19 protein-coding genes and 3 tRNA genes are annotated in these 17,220 nt (G+C 48.5%); 11 read left to right on the forward strand and 11 right to left on the reverse strand.

The genetic code is table 11. The features are described from left to right. Positions 1-36: 36 nt before the first annotated feature. From prfC to AC0IWZ_RS17960, 4 genes are all read right to left on the reverse strand, one after another. Entirely contained in the window at positions 37-1,626 is a 1,590-nt protein-coding gene (gene prfC, locus AC0IWZ_RS17945) for a peptide chain release factor 3 (RefSeq protein WP_034498707.1), read from the reverse strand. A 111-nt stretch (positions 1,627-1,737) separates the two neighbouring features. Continuing rightward, positions 1,738-2,412 carry a pyrimidine 5'-nucleotidase gene (gene yjjG, locus AC0IWZ_RS17950; protein WP_034498642.1) on the reverse strand — a complete coding sequence of 225 codons (675 nt, stop codon included), beginning with the start codon at positions 2,410-2,412 and terminating at the stop codon, positions 1,738-1,740. Positions 2,413-2,430: 18 nt separating this feature from the next. Further along, positions 2,431-2,874 (reverse strand): ribosomal protein S18-alanine N-acetyltransferase, encoded by a 444-nt coding sequence (gene rimI / locus AC0IWZ_RS17955; RefSeq protein ID WP_034498644.1) that lies wholly within the window; start codon positions 2,872-2,874, stop codon positions 2,431-2,433. Then, on the reverse strand, positions 2,843-3,265 hold the full coding sequence (locus AC0IWZ_RS17960) for a DNA polymerase III subunit psi (RefSeq protein WP_471678773.1): 423 nt from the start codon (positions 3,263-3,265) through the stop codon (positions 2,843-2,845). The genes rimI and AC0IWZ_RS17960 overlap by 32 nt, the downstream gene beginning before the upstream one ends. Positions 3,266-3,372: 107 nt before the next feature. Between AC0IWZ_RS17960 and rsmC the strand changes: the two genes are divergently transcribed. The 4 genes from rsmC to AC0IWZ_RS17980 all read left to right on the forward strand — a co-directional run bounded on the left by rsmC (position 3,373) and on the right by AC0IWZ_RS17980 (position 4,848). Then, positions 3,373-4,404: a 16S rRNA (guanine(1207)-N(2))-methyltransferase RsmC gene (gene rsmC, locus AC0IWZ_RS17965; protein WP_034498648.1), complete on the forward strand. Its 1,032-nt coding sequence runs from the start codon at positions 3,373-3,375 to the stop codon at positions 4,402-4,404. A gap of 120 nt (positions 4,405-4,524) precedes the next feature. After that, a tRNA-Leu gene (locus AC0IWZ_RS17970) sits at positions 4,525-4,611 on the forward strand. Between the two features lie 29 nt (positions 4,612-4,640). Then, positions 4,641-4,727, forward strand: a tRNA-Leu gene (locus tag AC0IWZ_RS17975). Between the two features lie 34 nt (positions 4,728-4,761). Continuing rightward, a tRNA-Leu gene (locus AC0IWZ_RS17980) sits at positions 4,762-4,848 on the forward strand. Between the two features lie 52 nt (positions 4,849-4,900). Here the strand turns inward: AC0IWZ_RS17980 and AC0IWZ_RS17985 are convergent. Further along, positions 4,901-5,140 (reverse strand): DUF1435 domain-containing protein, encoded by a 240-nt coding sequence (locus AC0IWZ_RS17985; protein WP_471679115.1) that lies wholly within the window; start codon positions 5,138-5,140, stop codon positions 4,901-4,903. 271 nt (positions 5,141-5,411) lie between these two features. Between AC0IWZ_RS17985 and AC0IWZ_RS17990 the strand changes: the two genes are divergently transcribed. Both AC0IWZ_RS17990 and fhuF read left to right on the forward strand, forming a co-directional pair. Next, a complete protein-coding gene (locus AC0IWZ_RS17990) occupies positions 5,412-6,476 on the forward strand; it encodes a GGDEF domain-containing protein (RefSeq protein WP_034498652.1) in 1,065 nt (354 codons plus the stop codon). Positions 6,477-6,593: 117 nt separating this feature from the next. Beyond that, positions 6,594-7,385, forward strand: coding sequence for a siderophore-iron reductase FhuF (fhuF, locus tag AC0IWZ_RS17995; protein ID WP_471678772.1), 792 nt, complete (start codon positions 6,594-6,596; stop codon positions 7,383-7,385). 50 nt (positions 7,386-7,435) lie between these two features. On the opposite strand, the gene AC0IWZ_RS18000 is transcribed toward fhuF, so the two are convergent. Next, the gene (locus AC0IWZ_RS18000) at positions 7,436-8,782 is read right to left on the reverse strand and encodes a PTS sugar transporter subunit IIC (RefSeq protein WP_034498658.1); all 1,347 of its coding nucleotides are present in this window, start codon (positions 8,780-8,782) and stop codon (positions 7,436-7,438) included. A gap of 254 nt (positions 8,783-9,036) precedes the next feature. Between AC0IWZ_RS18000 and AC0IWZ_RS18005 the strand changes: the two genes are divergently transcribed. After that, entirely contained in the window at positions 9,037-9,495 is a 459-nt protein-coding gene (locus AC0IWZ_RS18005; RefSeq protein ID WP_034498661.1) for a YbaK/EbsC family protein, read from the forward strand. Positions 9,496-9,544: 49 nt separating this feature from the next. On the opposite strand, the gene AC0IWZ_RS18010 is transcribed toward AC0IWZ_RS18005, so the two are convergent. The 4 genes from AC0IWZ_RS18010 to pobA form a co-directional block, all read right to left on the reverse strand. Further along, positions 9,545-10,150: a helix-turn-helix transcriptional regulator gene (locus AC0IWZ_RS18010; protein ID WP_471678771.1), complete on the reverse strand. Its 606-nt coding sequence runs from the start codon at positions 10,148-10,150 to the stop codon at positions 9,545-9,547. A 120-nt stretch (positions 10,151-10,270) separates the two neighbouring features. Continuing rightward, the gene (locus tag AC0IWZ_RS18015) at positions 10,271-10,921 is read right to left on the reverse strand and encodes a LuxR C-terminal-related transcriptional regulator (protein ID WP_471678770.1); all 651 of its coding nucleotides are present in this window, start codon (positions 10,919-10,921) and stop codon (positions 10,271-10,273) included. A gap of 183 nt (positions 10,922-11,104) precedes the next feature. After that, positions 11,105-11,983, reverse strand: coding sequence for a helix-turn-helix domain-containing protein (locus tag AC0IWZ_RS18020; RefSeq protein WP_034498666.1), 879 nt, complete (start codon positions 11,981-11,983; stop codon positions 11,105-11,107). Between the two features lie 39 nt (positions 11,984-12,022). Continuing rightward, the gene (pobA, locus tag AC0IWZ_RS18025; RefSeq protein ID WP_034498669.1) at positions 12,023-13,207 is read right to left on the reverse strand and encodes a 4-hydroxybenzoate 3-monooxygenase; all 1,185 of its coding nucleotides are present in this window, start codon (positions 13,205-13,207) and stop codon (positions 12,023-12,025) included. Positions 13,208-13,508: 301 nt separating this feature from the next. On the opposite strand from pobA, the gene AC0IWZ_RS18030 reads away from it, so the two are divergent. From AC0IWZ_RS18030 to AC0IWZ_RS18045, 4 genes are all read left to right on the forward strand, one after another. Next, complete coding sequence (locus AC0IWZ_RS18030) at positions 13,509-14,285, forward strand: threonine/serine exporter family protein (protein WP_034498672.1); 777 nt, start codon at positions 13,509-13,511, stop codon at positions 14,283-14,285. Then, on the forward strand, positions 14,276-14,749 hold the full coding sequence (locus AC0IWZ_RS18035; RefSeq protein WP_034498674.1) for a threonine/serine exporter: 474 nt from the start codon (positions 14,276-14,278) through the stop codon (positions 14,747-14,749). The genes AC0IWZ_RS18030 and AC0IWZ_RS18035 overlap by 10 nt, the downstream gene beginning before the upstream one ends. A 108-nt stretch (positions 14,750-14,857) precedes the next feature. Beyond that, positions 14,858-15,499: a TetR/AcrR family transcriptional regulator gene (locus tag AC0IWZ_RS18040; RefSeq protein ID WP_471678769.1), complete on the forward strand. Its 642-nt coding sequence runs from the start codon at positions 14,858-14,860 to the stop codon at positions 15,497-15,499. 115 nt (positions 15,500-15,614) lie between these two features. Further along, complete coding sequence (locus AC0IWZ_RS18045; protein ID WP_410373679.1) at positions 15,615-16,115, forward strand: YjjA family protein; 501 nt, start codon at positions 15,615-15,617, stop codon at positions 16,113-16,115. A 41-nt stretch (positions 16,116-16,156) separates the two neighbouring features. On the opposite strand, the gene AC0IWZ_RS18050 is transcribed toward AC0IWZ_RS18045, so the two are convergent. Further along, the gene (locus AC0IWZ_RS18050; RefSeq protein ID WP_345702279.1) at positions 16,157-17,128 is read right to left on the reverse strand and encodes a class I SAM-dependent methyltransferase; all 972 of its coding nucleotides are present in this window, start codon (positions 17,126-17,128) and stop codon (positions 16,157-16,159) included. Positions 17,129-17,220 lie beyond the last annotated feature (92 nt).

The following is a 17,220-nucleotide window of genomic DNA, read 5'->3' on the forward strand; positions in this document are numbered from 1 at the left end:
AGCAGGACGCGACGGCTGCCGCGCCCTGAGAGACGATTAGTGCTCGCGAGTTTTACGGAACGTTACTTCTGGGTAACGATCTTGTGTCAGGTTCAGGTTGACCATGGTTGGGGCGATATAAGCAAGGTTATCGCCGCCATCAAGCGCCAACTGCATTTCGTTTTTCCGTTTGAATTCTTCAAACTTCTTCACGTCAGTGCTTTCAACCCAACGCGCCGTCGAAACGTTTACGGACTCGTAAATCGCTTCCACGTTGTATTCGCTTTTCAGGCGCGCCACAACGACGTCAAACTGCAGCACACCGACCGCACCAACAATCAGATCGTTGTTAGCGATTGGGCGGAACACCTGAACCGCGCCTTCTTCAGAAAGCTGCACCAGACCTTTGAGCAACTGTTTCTGTTTCAACGGATCACGCAGACGAATACGACGGAACAGTTCCGGCGCGAAGTTCGGAATACCGGTGAACTTCATCATCTCGCCCTGGGTGAAGGTGTCGCCGATCTGGATGGTGCCGTGGTTATGCAAGCCGATGATATCGCCAGGGAAGGCTTCTTCAACGTGCGAACGGTCACCGGCCATAAAGGTCAGCGCGTCAGAAATCACGACATCTTTGCCGGTACGAACCTGGCGCAGTTTCATGCCTTTTTCGTATTTACCGGAAACCACACGCATAAACGCAACGCGGTCACGGTGTTTCGGGTCCATGTTGGCCTGAATCTTAAACACAAAACCGGTGAATTTATCTTCCGCCGCTTCCACAACACGCGTATCAGTTTTACGTGGCATTGGCGCAGGCGCCCACTCAACCAGGCCATCGAGCATATGGTCAACACCAAAGTTACCCAATGCAGTACCGAAGAAGACCGGGGTCAGTTCGCCTTCCAGGAACAACTCGCGGTCAAATTCGTGAGAAGCACCCTGAACCAGTTCCAGTTCGTCACGCAATTGCGCCGCCAGGTCTTCACCTACAGCCGCGTCCAGCTCAGGGTTATCTAACCCTTTAACAATGCGCACTTCCTGGATGGTGTGGCCTTTACCGGTCTGGTAGAGATAGGTTTCATCTTTATAAAGGTGATAAACGCCTTTGAACAACTTGCCACAACCGATTGGCCATGTGATCGGTGAACAGGCGATTTTCAGCTCACGTTCAACTTCATCCATCACTTCCATCGGGTCGCGAATATCGCGGTCGAGTTTGTTCATAAAGGTGAGGATCGGCGTATCACGCAGACGGGTAACTTCCATCAGCTTACGGGTACGATCTTCTACACCTTTCGCGGCGTCGATAACCATCAAACAGCAGTCAACCGCAGTCAGAGTACGATAAGTATCTTCGGAGAAGTCTTCGTGCCCTGGGGTATCGAGCAGGTTAACCAGGCTATCGCGATACGGGAATTGCATTACCGAGGTGGTAATCGAAATACCACGCTGCTTTTCCATTTCCATCCAGTCAGATTTTGCATGCTGGCTGGAGCCACGGCCTTTTACCGTACCTGCGGTTTGAATGGCCTGTCCGAACAACAACACTTTTTCAGTGATAGTCGTTTTACCGGCATCGGGGTGAGAAATGATCGCAAAAGTGCGGCGTTTCCCCACTTCTTGTAAAAAAGGAGACAAAGTCATAATAGAATCTTCTGTGAATTGCGCACAGGCAAAGCTGCGCGGCAAATGAACATTACCTGGCGGCTATTTTACCCATCAGGTCAGGTTTAACAATCAGCGTCGATGCATTCATCAATTACACAACAATTGCTCCAGTTCATTTAATGAGGCAACTTCCCAGGTCGGTCGGATGCCTTCCGGCAAGCTTCTTGCGTGGGCATTGAGCCAGCAGGTCGCGATTCCCGCATTCATGCCGCCTAAAATATCGGACTCTGCGGTATCGCCAACCATCAATACGCGATCGCGCGGCGGATGGCCCATTTGCTCAAAGGTATAGTCAAAAATTTTACGATCGGGTTTTGCAACACCTACTTGTTCAGAAATCACCAACAAATCGAAGTAATCCCGCAGGCCGGTACGCTCAAGTCGAATTTGCTGCAACGCCGTAAAGCCGTTGGTGATAATGCCTATTTTTACTTTATCTTTTAGGGCATTAAGCAAAGACACCGCGCCAGGCAATGGCACGCAAATCTCAGCCATCGCGTTGAGGAAAGCGGCATTTAAATCGCCTGCAGGCACCGACAATCTTTCCGACCAACCCTGAAAACGCTGATGCTGCAAATGAAGGGCGCTAATGGCACCGTTCTGATAATCGACCCACAAAGGTTTGTTAACAGCCTGGTAATCCTGGAAATCTTCAGCGGTAAACGTCACGCTATAATCAAGAAACATCCGCTGTAGGCCGCCGAAAGCGTCGAAGGTAAATAACGTTTCGTCAGCATCAAATAAAATCCAGTCCCAGTTCATCAACACACCTTTTTCAAATTAGCCTAACGGTAATGCCATGATGATGGCATCTTCGCGACCCTCTTTTGTGGGGTAGTAGTTACGGCGAATCGTCGCCTCGTTAAACCCCAGGCTCTCATAGAGTGCAATCGCTGCCGTGTTCGACGCGCGCACTTCAAGCCAGAGGGTAAACACATCTCGCTTTTCCAGTTCGCTGATTAAATGCTCCAGCAACTGGCGGCCCAAACCCTGACGTTGAAAATCAGGATCGACCGCAATATTAAACAGCGTCGCTTCATCCAGTACGACTTGCGTCACTGCAAACGCCGCCATCTTGCCATCTACGTCGAGACGTAAATTTAAATAGCGCTCACCTTCGTTACTGGCGAAGGTCTTTTCACTCCATGGGAAAGCATGGCTGCGAAGTTCAATGGCGTATGCCTGGCTCAAGTCACTGGTGGTGAGGGAAGAAATCGTTTTCATGTTCGCAAATTTGCTGCCACAGCGCCTTTCGCGCCGCGCCATTGTGATAAAGCTCGTTTAACTCGGGAGTCGCTAACTGCGCACCTGGAATGGGGAGCGTTTCACTCACACCCAATCGCCAGCTATTACAGCGGCTGTCAGTTGGCAGCATTGCAGCTCGTTCAGGCGTCAGTTGCATAACCTGCTGTACGCTCAGATTTAAACTGCGTAAAACATCGTTTACCAACGGATCGCTGAGATCCGGAAGGTCTTCGGCAACCATCAGTAATTTGACGTTTTCATGCAGTGAGACGGCAATTTCGCCCTGTAACGCGGCCGGGCGTCGCAGCTCCCATTGGGTAATGCCCAGTTGTTGTAACAACCAGTCACGTCGCAAAGGTATATAAGGCATAGCGAAACCTGTTGAGAGTGCCAATTGGGGCGCAAATATAGCAAATTCATCGAATATGCGCCATTAAAGCTCTATAATCGCCGCTCTGCTTTAATAGGAGTGTCCTGATGTCTGCGTTAACCCCGGCAAGTGAAGTGCTGCTGCGCCATAGCGATGATTTTACCGAGAGCCGCGTGCTGTTTGCCGGTGATTTACAAGACGATCTGCCGGCCCGTTTTGAAACGGCTGCAAGTCGCGTCCATACACAACAATTTCACCACTGGCAGGTTTTAAGCGCACAGATGGGCGAAGACGCGCAATATGGCCTGGTGGCTGATGCCAGCACCCTTGGCGATTGCAATACCCTGATTTATTACTGGCCGAAGAACAAGCCAGAAGCTCAGTTCCAGTTGATGAACATTTTGTCGTTGATGCCGGTTGGCAGCGACATTTTTGTGGTCGGTGAAAACCGCAGCGGCGTTCGTAGTGCTGAGCAAATGCTCGCAGAATTCAGCCCGCTCAATAAAATCGACAGCGCGCGTCGTTGCGGCTTCTATCACGGTCGTCTGGAAAAACAACCGCAATTTGATGAACATTCCTGGTGGGATGAATATCAACACAATGATATGACGATCAAAACTCTGCCAGGCGTGTTTAGCCGTGATGGCCTGGATACCGGCAGTAAACTGCTGCTTTCCACGCTCACTGCGCATACTAAAGGTAAAGTGCTGGATGTCGGTTGTGGTGCGGGTGTGCTGGCAGTAACGCTTGCCAAACATTCCCCAAAAGTCCGTCTGACTTTATGTGATGTTTCTGCTCCGGCCGTTGCTGCGAGCCGTGCAACGCTTGCTGCCAATGAAATCGAAGGCGAAGTTATTGCCAGTAACGTCTATTCCGAAGTGAATGGTCGTTTTGATATGATTATCTCTAACCCACCATTCCATGATGGCCTGCAAACCAGCCTTGATGCAGCTCACCAGCTGATTCGTGGTGCGGTTCGTCATCTGAATATGGGCGGTGAATTGCGTATCGTGGCTAACGCCTTCCTGGCGTATCCAGACGTGCTGGATGAAACGTTTGGCAACCACGAAGTTATCGCCCAGACAGGTCGTTTCAAAGTTTACCGCTCAGTTGTTATGCGTGGCGTGAAGAAGCGCTAACACTTTGTTGTGCCGCTTTTTGCAGCGATTAGAAAAGCGGCGCTAAATTAACTGTTGACGACGCGCAGAAAACATCTAGAATGCGCCTCCGTGGTTACAATACTTCGGTGTTGTGGGTATGCGAAGGTGGCGGAATTGGTAGACGCGCTAGCTTCAGGTGTTAGTGTTCTTACGGACGTGAGGGTTCAAGTCCCTCTCTTCGCACCATTAACCACGCAAGATATCGTTCGCACTGCGCGAAGGTGGCGGAATTGGTAGACGCGCTAGCTTCAGGTGTTAGTGTTCTTACGGACGTGAGGGTTCAAGTCCCTCTCTTCGCACCAATGCGAAGGCGATATCTTAGATAAGACTTGATTTGCGAAGGTGGCGGAATTGGTAGACGCGCTAGCTTCAGGTGTTAGTGCTCTAACGGGCGTGAGGGTTCAAGTCCCTCTCTTCGCACCAACTCTTATCACCCTCTTCTCGCTTCACTCTTGTCATTCTCAGTTTTACTTCCCTATTTCATTGCTTCCAGATTCATCATCACAAGCGCAAGCCCACTGGCAAATGCAACGCATGATGGCAACAGCACAAAATGACGTAACCGTTTATGGTACAACATGCCCGTGGTCGCCAATAACCCCAATACAATCAGCACCCGCCACTCGCTAAACGTAAGATCAAGATACAGCAAAGCAGCAACAACCCCTCCAGGAATCAATACTCCCCACCCGCTTTCTAACCGCCGTTGTAAAATCATAGCTATTGCACCAAGTGGTAATGATAACCAATATCATATGATATAATTTCTCGTTTGTCAGCCTGGTGTATTCACCGTTTTACATTAGAAATGTTAAGCATTCCTCATCATCTGATGACATATTTTCCTTAAGGTGATAGATTGAGCAACGATGTTAAATCCATAAATAAAAAATATATAATCACATTGAATCATCACTTCGCCTATCTCTTTTTATAATATTATTCAACAACATAACGTTGAGCATGAGTGTAAGAACTATTCTGATATGACAGCAACAACCTGGCGCGCATTACTCAAAGGGAAGCATCAACTCTCGTTGCGTTTATTTTTATTACTGAACGCATTCTCTGCGGGATTTAGTATCGTGTCGCCGTCAGCCAACACTCAACATTTCACCGCGCCCATCATCATGGTGCTGGTGATCAGCCTGTCGTGTCTGCTTTGGCAGTTCATTAACAAAAAGAAACTAATTAATATTAATGTGGTTTCGTTAATTATTGGGCTGCTTTGGGCCTGGCATATCTATATAAAAGTAAGTGCGATGCCTGTCGTCGATCTTAATTTCCTCATTATCGCTTTATTGGCGATATTATTTATTGGCTCGATTTCTTTTATCAATAATATCCAGGCCTTTTTCGCATCATGCTTGCCCGCAACCGCCGTCATTTTATGGCTCGACCATGGCGAAAACTGGCCACGTGTATTGTATTCAGTCGTCCTCCCCGGAATTGGCATCACGATTCAACATATCATTCAGAAACGTAATGATAATTTCACCCGTCGATTGATGGATAAATTACTCGAAGAAAAAGAAACGCTTAATGATTTGAGTATGCTCGATCCACTCACGGGTTTGTATAACCGCCGTGGGTTCCGTAACCGTCTTGATACCATCCTGGCGTTAGGCTCAGGCCAGCATTTCGTTCTGCTGTTAGATATTGATCATTTCAAAGCCTACAACGACAACTACGGCCACAGCATGGGCGACCAGGCTCTGACGCATGTTTCAGCCGCGATTCGCGATGCAGTTCGCTCACGTGATGTCGTTACGCGCTATGGCGGCGAAGAATTTATGATATTGCTGACGGATATTGATGCCGAACGCGCCATTCAAACGGCAGAGCGAATTCGCCAACGCGTGTACGATTTGAAAATCCCTCACCTGTTTAATGACGACGTCGCCACTCATGTGACCGCCAGTATTGGTATCGCAGCACTTGAGCATTCCGATATTGAAGAAGCACTCCGCCAGGCAGATACCGCACTCTATCGGGCAAAACGTCAGGGTCGTAATAGCATCCTGATTAGCGATTCACTGCTACCGGCTTAAACCAATACCGCATAACTTCCTCCCTTTTTTATTGCGCATAAAATGGCCTTGCCAAAGGCATTATCTATAGATAGGATTGGCAATCATTATCATTTGTATTAGTGGTCTTGTTTGTCGATGGCGTTTCAATCTACACAGTTTGATGATTATCTGGCGTGGCAACCGCCTTTTGCGAGCGTACAACCCACGCTTGCGGATGAGCTACGGGCATCATTCACCGCGCACAGACCCTATTTCAACGACATCATCAAACTCAACGAATCTGCGCCCGCAAACAGCCTGACTCTCCGCCAATGGTCGCAACCAGCAACCCTTGCCTCCCTTCTTGCCAGCTACAGTGACCATATTTATCGTAATCAGCCACAGCTTGCCCGTGAGGGAAAACCACTAAAGTCACTGTGGGCGCAATGGTATCTGGGTTTACTGGTCCCACCGTTGGTGATGGCGCTCGTGACGCAGCCGCGGGCGTTGGATATCGATCATCAGCGCATCCAGGTGGAATTTCACGAAACGGGTAGAGCCGCCACTTTCTGGTTAGATATTCAGGAAGACAAAGTTGCCACCACGCAGCCGTTAGTTCAACGCCTGGAAAAGTTGCTTGTTACCGGGCTAATGCCGGTGGTTGATGCTCTGGAAAATAGCGGCGAAATTAACGGGAAACTTATCTGGAGTAATACTGGATATTTGCTGAACTGGTTTTTTGGTGAGCTTAGAGAACTGCTGGATGAATCCACAATTGCCGAGTTACGCCACGTCTGTTTCTTTGAAAAACAGCTGAAAAACGGCCAGGACAACCCGCTCTATCGCACCGTTATCCTTCGTGAGGGTTTGTTGGTACGTCGTACTTGCTGCCAGCGCTATAAACTGCCGGATGTTCAACGCTGCGGTGATTGCACTTTAAAGTCATAAAACAAAACGGCGGGTTTCCCCACCGTTTCATCTCATTTCTCACTATCCAATTAAGCCGCCTGTTGGCTCTCTTCGCCAGACGCTTTTTGTGCTTCTTCTGCTTCTTGTTCCAGCAATTGCTTCTCGTACACTTTGAAGAACGGGAAGTAGATGATGGCAGAAACAACGGCCAGCAGAATCACCAGAATTGCTGCGCGGAAATCCCAACCCAGTGCCCATGCAGCGCCGATAGGTGCTGGAGCTGTCCATGGTACAACTGAAATCACACGCCCGATTAAATCCATCTTCATTGCTCCCCAGGCCAGAACGGCGTTCACCATCGGTGCCAGCAGGAAGGGAATAAAGAACACTGGGTTCATAACGATTGGTGTACCGAAAATGACCGGCTCGTTAATGTTGAAACAGGTAGGAACGATACTCAGGCGGCCAATTGAGCGCAGGTGCGCTGACTTACTACGCAGGTAGCAAATCACCAGCCCCATCGTTGCACCCGAACCACCCACCACAATGAAGAACGTCCAGAACGCTTCCATAAAGATATGTGGCAGCGGTGCACCTTGTGCCAGTGCGCTCTGGTTCATACCCAGGTTGGTCAGCCAGAACATTTGCAGCATACCGGAAACGATAGCCGCACCGTGAATCCCGGCAAACCAAAGCAGGTGGCCAATCAGCACCGCCAGCAGAATCGCAGGCAATGAGTCAGCCGCAGACACCAGCGGTTTAAACACCGACATAATCGCTTGTGGAATCAGCATATCGAACTGCGACTGAATAAACAGACTCAGCGGATAAAGCGTCAGCACCACAACAAGAACCGGAATCAGGAGATCAAAAGAGTTTTTGATCATCGGTGGCACCTGGTCTGGGAGTTTGATCCCAATATTGTGCGCTTTAAGGAAACGCATCATCTCAACGCAATAAATCGCAACCAGGATCGCAGTGAAGATCCCCGTTCCGCCAAGGCTATCCATTGGCATGACGCCTTTGGTTTTCGGTGCCGCCACCAGCAAAAATGCCATCAGCGAAAGCATCGCGCACATGAACGGATCAAGGCCGTGCGACTTCACATAGTGTTTACCGAGGTTGTAAGCAATAGCCGCACAAATGTAGATAGACATAATGCCCATCGTCATATCAAACGGCGTCAGAATTTGCCCTTCAAACTGTTTTGCCATGTCCAGCCACGCACGCGCAAAACCCCAGGTGGTGGTTGGCGAGAATGGAGGATAAGCAAAGACCAGCAGGAACGAACCGACAATCATAAATGGCATCGCAGAGATAAACCCATCACGGATCGCCATCACGTGGCGTTGTGAGGAGATTCGCCCAGCGACAGGGCTAACGTAGTTTTCTACAAAGCGAAATATCAAATTAAAGGCTGCATGATTCGTAGACATAGGCTGCTCTTATTATTGGATACAGGAAGGTGACCGTTTCAGTATTCATCGCTATTTCATGCACTGCAACCGGTTACTGAAACCGGTTGCAGTGATTGTGAAGAAGATCGAGAAATCACTGAATCTTTGGCTTCTTTAGGCATTTCACATCACAACATCACCCTTTCACTCAGCATTCAGAGGGCGAATTTCACTGGTTTACATATAGCACAGACTTATGCCAAATTATTTGCTGGCTAAAATGGGAGAAAAGCATGAGCCTGCAGTCCGTCCGGCAATTTTTTGCCGAAAACGCCCCTGATATCGACATCATAGAACTGAACCAAAGCACGGCAACGGTGGCCCTGGCTGCAGCGGCTCATAATGTTGAACCGGGTCAAATTGCTAAAACATTGTCGTTGAAAATAAAAGATCAGGTCGTGCTGGTTGTCGCGAAAGGTGATGCACGTCTGGATAATAAGAAACTCAAAACCGTATTTGGTGCCAAAGCTCGCATGTTAAGCAGCGACGAAGTGGTTATCTGGACAGGCCACCCCGTAGGCGGCGTTTGCCCGTTTGGTCTGGAGAATCCTTTAACGGTTTATTGTGATATTTCACTGAAACAGTACGAAGAGGTTTTACCCGCGGCCGGGGCGACTCATAGCGCGGTACGGATTTCCCCGACTCGCATGGCAGAACTCACCGCCGCACATTGGGTCGATGTTTGCCAATAAACAGAAAACTGAGGATAGGCTAACTCTCCTCAGTCATATCTGACAAACTTCACATTACCGGGTTGCGCGGCGACAAATTCAGCTCTTGCATACCCTGTTCACTGATCATCCAGGCAAACATTTCAGCATCACTTTTCAATGACAGGCGACGCAGCGCACTGCTTTTTTGCGCACTGATGGTTTTATAATTTTTTTCGAGCAGAGTCGCAATTTGCGTCAATTGCCAACCTTTGCTGATTAGCCGTAACACACGACGCTCAGAAAAAGTAAGATTCGTACTGACCACTTCCGCACATGTTGATTGCGCCGCTTTCTCTTGCAATAACAGCCTGCTAATTCTTTCGACTTCGCCGCCGCTATTAAAGACATGCTCAATAAAACTGCTCATCGGCTCATGCAAAGAAAGTAATGACGTTCTGGAAGTCAGCAGGCGTTCAATGGCGATATTTGTCAAATGGGCGGGCAAGGTGATAATCCAGTGAACCTGCCGATACTGATTTTTCAGTGAATTAAGGAGTTCACATTCATTGAAAACTTCTTGCAGCGAACTGTCCAACTCTAGTACCACGACATCAATCTGAAGCAATACTTCGGGTGTAAGCTGTGAGTAGTCAGACAGTAAAACCAGCGATGACTTCGGCGCCTTCTCTGCCATAATCACCTGTAAACCCTCACACATTAATGGCCGCTTACTTACAATAGCCGCGCGACAGAATGGATTACGCAAAAAAATCCTTGTTTTGCTTTCCTGCATTTTTATCTCCTTATAAAACCGCTATTTTCCTGACAACGCACAACCTAAAACGTGAAGATCTTTCTCGCAGTTTAGTCCCAGTTTTTCCATGGCATGCCTTTTGTGCGCACTCACCGTTCTGATATCGCGCCCTAAGTTATGCGCCACCTGGCTAACATTATGTCCAAGGAATAATTGCCCGATAACCTGAACTTCGCACACCGTTAACTCAGTGGTAATTCTTTCTTCCAGGATACTTTTAACGATCGGGCTACACAGCATTGATTTTGAATTAAAAGATTTACTGACCAGATCGGAGAAAGTCGCGGTTGGCTCATATTGGGAAATAATGACTTTCACCCCCAAAGCGGCAATATAATTCAGTACACTGACTTTATGATTACGAGTGTAAGCAATGATATTCGCTGAAGGTTGTACCGTTCGGCACCAGTTAATAAACTTTATCTCTTCGGCAAGTTGGCTGGTTGATTCACTGATATTTAAAAGGACCATGACGTCAGGTATTTTTAAAATCCCCGAGTAAGCTTCATCCAGTCGTTTGATAACCTTAACTAATCCATTTATTTTTAACTGAGTCTGTAGCGTATTGACGATTCCTGCTGCGGTTAATACACAAGGCATCACAACGATTATGGGGCTGGAAATATTATTTACAGTGATATTATTTTGCATATCATTCCTTTGATCAATATATAATAAACTATAAAAAAGGAAGGATAAGACTTCTCAGTCAACATTTAAAACAGAAAGAAATATTTATGATGAAATATTATTTCCGTTAGTGACATTATTTACAAATTGCTTTTTATTTTAAATTAGCCATAGTTAATAGCGTATTAATTTTCATTAAATATATTACATTTCATGAATGGGATGATTGCGAAAATCTTTTGGTGTCGTCCCGGTATAGCGGCGGAAAAAACGAGAAAAATAAGTCGCATCACTGAATCCAAGATATTCCGAGATCTGGCTTATCGTCATGCTGGTATAAAGCAAACTACGCCTGGCTTCAAGCAACACGCGCTGATGCAGAACGTTAAGGGCGCTACAGCCATAAAACTCATGGCACAAGTTGTTCAGATGAACGCTCGATAAACCCACCACCGTTGCATAATGCGTTACCGATAATTGCTCTCGATAGTGGCGTTCCACTAATTGATTAAACTGATGAATAACAGAACGCTTTCGTTCAACACGCGAACTACCACTCGGCGCAGGAGCGCACTGCCGATTAAGCCAGACCAACAGCGCACCGATCAGCGAATGAAGCATCATATCTCGTGCCTCGCCCTGTCCTTGATACTCGTTCTGTAACGTGCTGAACAACGTATTAATTTGCCTGCGCGAATCCTTCACCGGGACGCAAGCGGCTTGCGCTAATACTTGCAATGGTCGGCCGAATTGCTGTTCAAACTGGGCGATCAAAGGCGCTGAAAACGAAAGAATATAACCCTGAGCACCGGGTGAAAATTTAAAACCATGTACGCACAATGCAGGCACCACTTGCAGACAGGCATGAGCTACATGATGCTTTTCGCCTTCAATATCTATCTCTACCTGCCCTTTATGCAGATATAGCAACTGAACCAAATCGGCATGCTGATGAATACGAATATGCCATTCATAAAGACTGCTGCGACTGTGAATAGACTCACAATGCAGCAAATCCGCCGCAGGCCAAATGCGGCTTTCACCATAAAGTTTAAAGACCGGAATACCGGTGTTCAGACTCATACCATCCTCTTGTCCAATGTTGCGTCGAACAAGTGTAGTTTATTCAACGGATTCGAAAGCAAGCCCAACATAGTTTTCTGCAATCGTCGTCAGCCCGGCGCGTGATTTCAGGTAATACTCCCGGTCTGCCTGCTGCATCTTGCGATCAAACGCGTTCATGCCTGCAAAATCATGCAGCAGATTGGTCATAAACCAGCTAAAACGTTCGCCTTTCCAGACCCGGCGGAGCGCCATCGGTGAGTAAGTTTCCAGCAGGTCAGTTCGCCCTTCGTGATAAACCTTTTTCAAAATCCGGTACAGATAATTAACATCAGACGCCGCCAGATTCAGCCCTTTTGCACCAGTTGGCGGTACGATATGCGCAGCATCTCCCACCAGGAACAGGTTGCCATACTGCATCGGCTCGACCACATAACTGCGCAGCGGCGCAATACTCTTCTCAAGTGAGTGACCAGTCACTAACTTTTCTGCCAACTCTTGTGGCAAACGCTGTTTTAGCTCGTCCCAGAAGCGCTCATCGGGCCACGCTTCCACGTTATCGCTCAGCGGAACCTGCAAATAGTAGCGGCTTCTGGTTAGTGAGCGCTGACTACACAAAACAAACCCGCGCTCATGGTGAGCGTAAATCAACTCATGATTCACAGGAGGTGTGTCAGATAACAGGCCTAACCAGCCAAAGGGATAAACACGCTCGTACTCTTGCGTGACTTGTGCAGGAATGGCTTTGCGTGAAACGCCGTGAAACCCATCGCAACCCGCAATATAGTCACAATCAATACGGTAAGTTTCGCCCTGCTTTTCAAAAGTGACGTATGGGGAATCACTTTTAACATCAAACAATTGTACATTGCTGACGCCATACATTGAGACGGCATCCGTTGCCCGCCGCGCATCCATTAAATCTTGCGTGACTTCAGTCTGGCCGTACACCATAACCGTCTTTCCGCCCGTCAATTCTTTGAGCGGAACAGGGATTCGCTGACCATCAACCAAAAATTCAACGCCTTCATGAACTAACCCTTCAGCATCCATTCGCTCACTGACGCCCGCCTCCCGCAATAAATCCACAGTCCCGCTTTCCAGAACTCCCGCCCGGATACGCCCTAAAACATGTTCGGGGGTTTGTCTTTCGAGCACGATATTGCTGATTCCTGCATTGTGCAGCAATTGCCCTAACAACAAACCCGACGGGCCAGCACCAATAATGACGACTTGAGTTTTCATAGAATACGCTCTCTGCCCTACGGTTATATGAATGTTTCTTTTATGTTTCATAAATGCGCATTCATGCATTTTTATCGTCATCAGAGGGAAAAAGAAGGCCAAAATCGGACTGAAACGTGCACTTTTCGAAACTCACACTAAGAGTGTGGGCGAGTTCATATTTCGCCGAAATAGTGTGCGAAATAGGTTATCTGGATAAATGTTGATCTGGCCCGCCTGAGTACGGGGGGTGGCCTATGTTAATAATGGGAGATGTTAAAATTTGAGCGGCGTCACCGCTTTCATCTATTAAAGGACAGGCATGTCGACAGAAGTAAACTTACAGCGCGATGTCACCCGGCTCTGTATTCAGTGCGGGCTTTTCTTGCTGCAACACGGTGCGGAAAGCGCACTGGTTGAAGAACTTTCCAGCCGTCTGGGCATCGCTTTGGGGATGGATAGCGTTGAAAGCTCCATTTCAGCAAACGCCATTGTTCTGAGTACTATCAAAGATAATCAGTGCCTCACGACCACGCGCAAAAACATCGACCGCGGCATCAACATGCACGTGGTGACGGAGGTGCAGCACATTGTGATCATGGCCGAACACAAGCTATTAGATTGCAAAGATGTTTTAAAACGCTTCGAGCACATTAAACCACTGCGTTACCCACGTTGGTTGGTGGTGTTGATGGTCGGCCTTTCCTGCGGCTGTTTCTGCAAGCTCAATAAGGGCGGTTGGGATGGCGCGTTTATCGCGTTTCTGGCAGGTTCAGTGGCGATGTATGTCCGGCTGATACTCACCGCACGCCATTTACATCCACAGATTAACTTCTGTATTACGGCTTTTGTCGCCACGTCGATTTCAGGCTTGCTGATTGCCAAAGGGCCATTTGCCACCACGTCTAATATTGCGATGGCGGCAAGCGTGTTGCTGCTGGTGCCGGGTTTCCCGCTGATAAACTCTGTCGCCGATATGTTTAAGGGCCACGTCAATACCGGACTTGCCAGGTGGGCAATGGCCAGTTTACTCACGCTTGCCACCTGCATTGGTGTCGTAATGGCAATGTCGTTATGGGGGCTGAAAGGATGGGAATAATCGACTTTTTGCTGGCGCTATTACAAGACATGGCGCTGGCGGCCATCCCGGCCGTGGGTTTTGCGTTAGTGTTTAATGTTCCGCAACGCGCACTGCCGTATTGCGCTCTGCTCGGGGCGATTGGTCACGGCTCCAGAATGGCGATGATGACCGCTGGTCTGAACATTGAGTGGAGCACATTTATTGCTTCGCTGCTGGTCGGGAGCATCGGCATTCAGTGGTCGCGCTGGTACCTGGCGCACCCCAAAGTCTTTACCGTAGCCGCCGTGATCCCGATGTTTCCGGGAATTTCAGCCTACACCGCCATGATTTCAGCCGTGAAACTCAGCCACTTTGGTTACACCGAAGACCTCATGATTCAGCTGCTTACCAACTTCCTGAAAGCGTCATTTATTGTGGGGGCGTTATCGATTGGCTTATCTATTCCGGGGCTTTGGCTTTACCGTAAACGCCCGCGAGTGTGATGTGTTTCAGGGCTTCGCTAACTCATCAGTGCTTTGCCCGCGCAAACTTGTTTTAATGTCATCTGGCCTGGGCGGTACCAGCGGCCTGATGACATTAAGGAGCCTTGCGTGGAAACCCACGAAATTTATCTTCCTGAGCGTTTTGATGACGCCAGTTTGAAAGAAAAGATTTTCTTCAGCGCCATTAGTTTGTTCGCTGAATTTGGCCTTAACGGCGCACGCATGGAGCAAATAGCAGAAAAGGCCAACACCACAAAACGCATGGTGGTTTATCACTTCAAGAGCAAAGAACTGCTTTATGTTCAGGTGCTTGAATATGTCTACACCCAAATCCGTAGCTGTGAGCGCCAGCTAAATCTTTCCCATCAACCGCCGGTTGAAGCCATGGTGGAACTGGTGGAATGGACATTTGATTTCCACGCCACTCATCCGGATTTCATTCGTATTATTTGCATGGAAAACATGCAGCGCGGGCGCTTTGTGAAAGAGTCAGCCTACCTACGTGAAATAAACCGCAGCGCCCTGGAATTACTCGAAGATGTGTTAACCCGCGGCCAGGAAAAACAACTGTTTAATAAACTCGTGACGGCCAAAGACGTACACCGCCTGATCAGTAGTTTTAGCTTCTACCATGTCGCGAACAGCTACACATTCTCGAACTTCTTTGAAGATGGTTCAGAGCCGGTTGTTAGCACCGCGCATTACCGTGAAATGGCGGTAAAAGTCGTCTTGCGCTACATCGGGCCATAAAACCCATGCAATCTGGAAGCTTTAAGAACTCTCCTGGCTCTGATGAGCTTAGAGAAAGCGCTATACTCGACGAAAATTCTCCTGCAATGCAGGTTATCGAAAAGAGTATAAACAGATGAAAGCAAGCAATAAGGTTTTATGCGCTCTGGCGCTGGCAACATCCGTATTTGCCGGTCAGGCGATGGCAGCAAGCTGGCAGGATCAGCTCTCCAGCGCGGCAAATGAGTTAAGCAAATCCACCAGCACCAGCAATACTGGCACCACGGGCAACTCTGTCGCCTCACTGACCAGCCTGCTCGGCGGCGGGACTAACGCCCTGAGTGCTGACACCATGACCAACGCCGCCGGTATCTTGCAGTACTGCATGAAGAACAAGCTGGTTTCCGCCACCAATACCGACAACGTGAAGAACCAGCTTCTCGATAAGCTGGGCTTAGACAGCGGCACCAAAGAAAGCCAGCCACAAGATTACACTCAAGGTTTGATGGGGCTGCTCAATACCGGTAAAGACCAGCAGGTGAATCTGAATACCATCGGCAATTCATCCCTGGCTGAAAAAGTGAAAACTCAGGCGTGTGATTTTGTGCTGAAACAAGGCATGAATTACCTGTCTTAATAAGATGGCCTGCTCATTCCTGAATAAAAGTCTGAGCAGGTTTATTGCTTCACATTGATTTCCAGCACCGCATAAACCCCATCGCTCGGTAATGTCACCGTGACATTTTGCAGACTGATTCCCGCCGCCAGAACAATATCCCTTAGCTCGAAAAGCGTTCGCGGATATATCGTCGTCCAGCCCACACAACGCAGCGCGAAATCAATTTGCGGACTAGTTTTAAGCATATTTGAAACGATCAATACGCCGCCTGGTTTGACCAAACGTAGCGCGTGGCGAATAAAATGCACCGCTTCGGATTCCGAGAAATATTCAAATATCCCCAGGCCATCAACCAGCTCCGCAGACTGTTCACCCAACTCCTGAACCAGTTTGTCGCTGACCACCATCCGGTCAAATAAATTGCGCATCAGTAACTGAAAATGATGCCCTTCCACCAGCCCATATTGTGTCGCAAGGCCTCGGGCAAATTTCAGCGATTGCCGGTCGTGATCAATCAGCAACAAAGTGAATTTTTGCGCCCTGAGTTTTGCCCCGCGCAGCGTCTTTAAAACCGGTACCGCCGCGCCACAGGCCAGGCTCACCCAATTTCCTGAGACACTATTATTAAGATGAATATCCGCAATACTCGCCATCACTTTAGCGCGTGAGCGAATCCCTCGCGCATCATTGGCATGGATAAACCAGGGTCGGCTGTGGATATCCATTTCCCCGCCGCTTATCAGGCGCTCCGCCAGCGGATGCTGTACAGCCCAAAGTGCCAGCGCGGTAGGAACCAACTGGCAACGCCATTCTTCGAGGGCAGGACGATGATGGAAAGCGAGTTCCGAGAGTTTATTGCGACAGCGTATGCGCCGTTTCCCCTCGCTATCTAAGAAGATCTCCGGTGCCTCAAGCGTCGGATCGTTGACTAACTGCAGGTTAATATCATCGATCTGTTCTGAAACCTGATCCTTCATCGGCCAGTCATCACTTATGTCGCTGTAAGTGATATTTTTTACGGCGAGATCCACAGGCACAGCTCCTGGGATCACTGAGAGAAAAGGTTGCCAGGACATGTATAACCTCTGCTGACGTTTTCTTTCAGTCTAGAAAACCCAGGGTT

The sequence above is a fragment of the Buttiauxella sp. AC142 genome, from assembly GCF_979253435.1.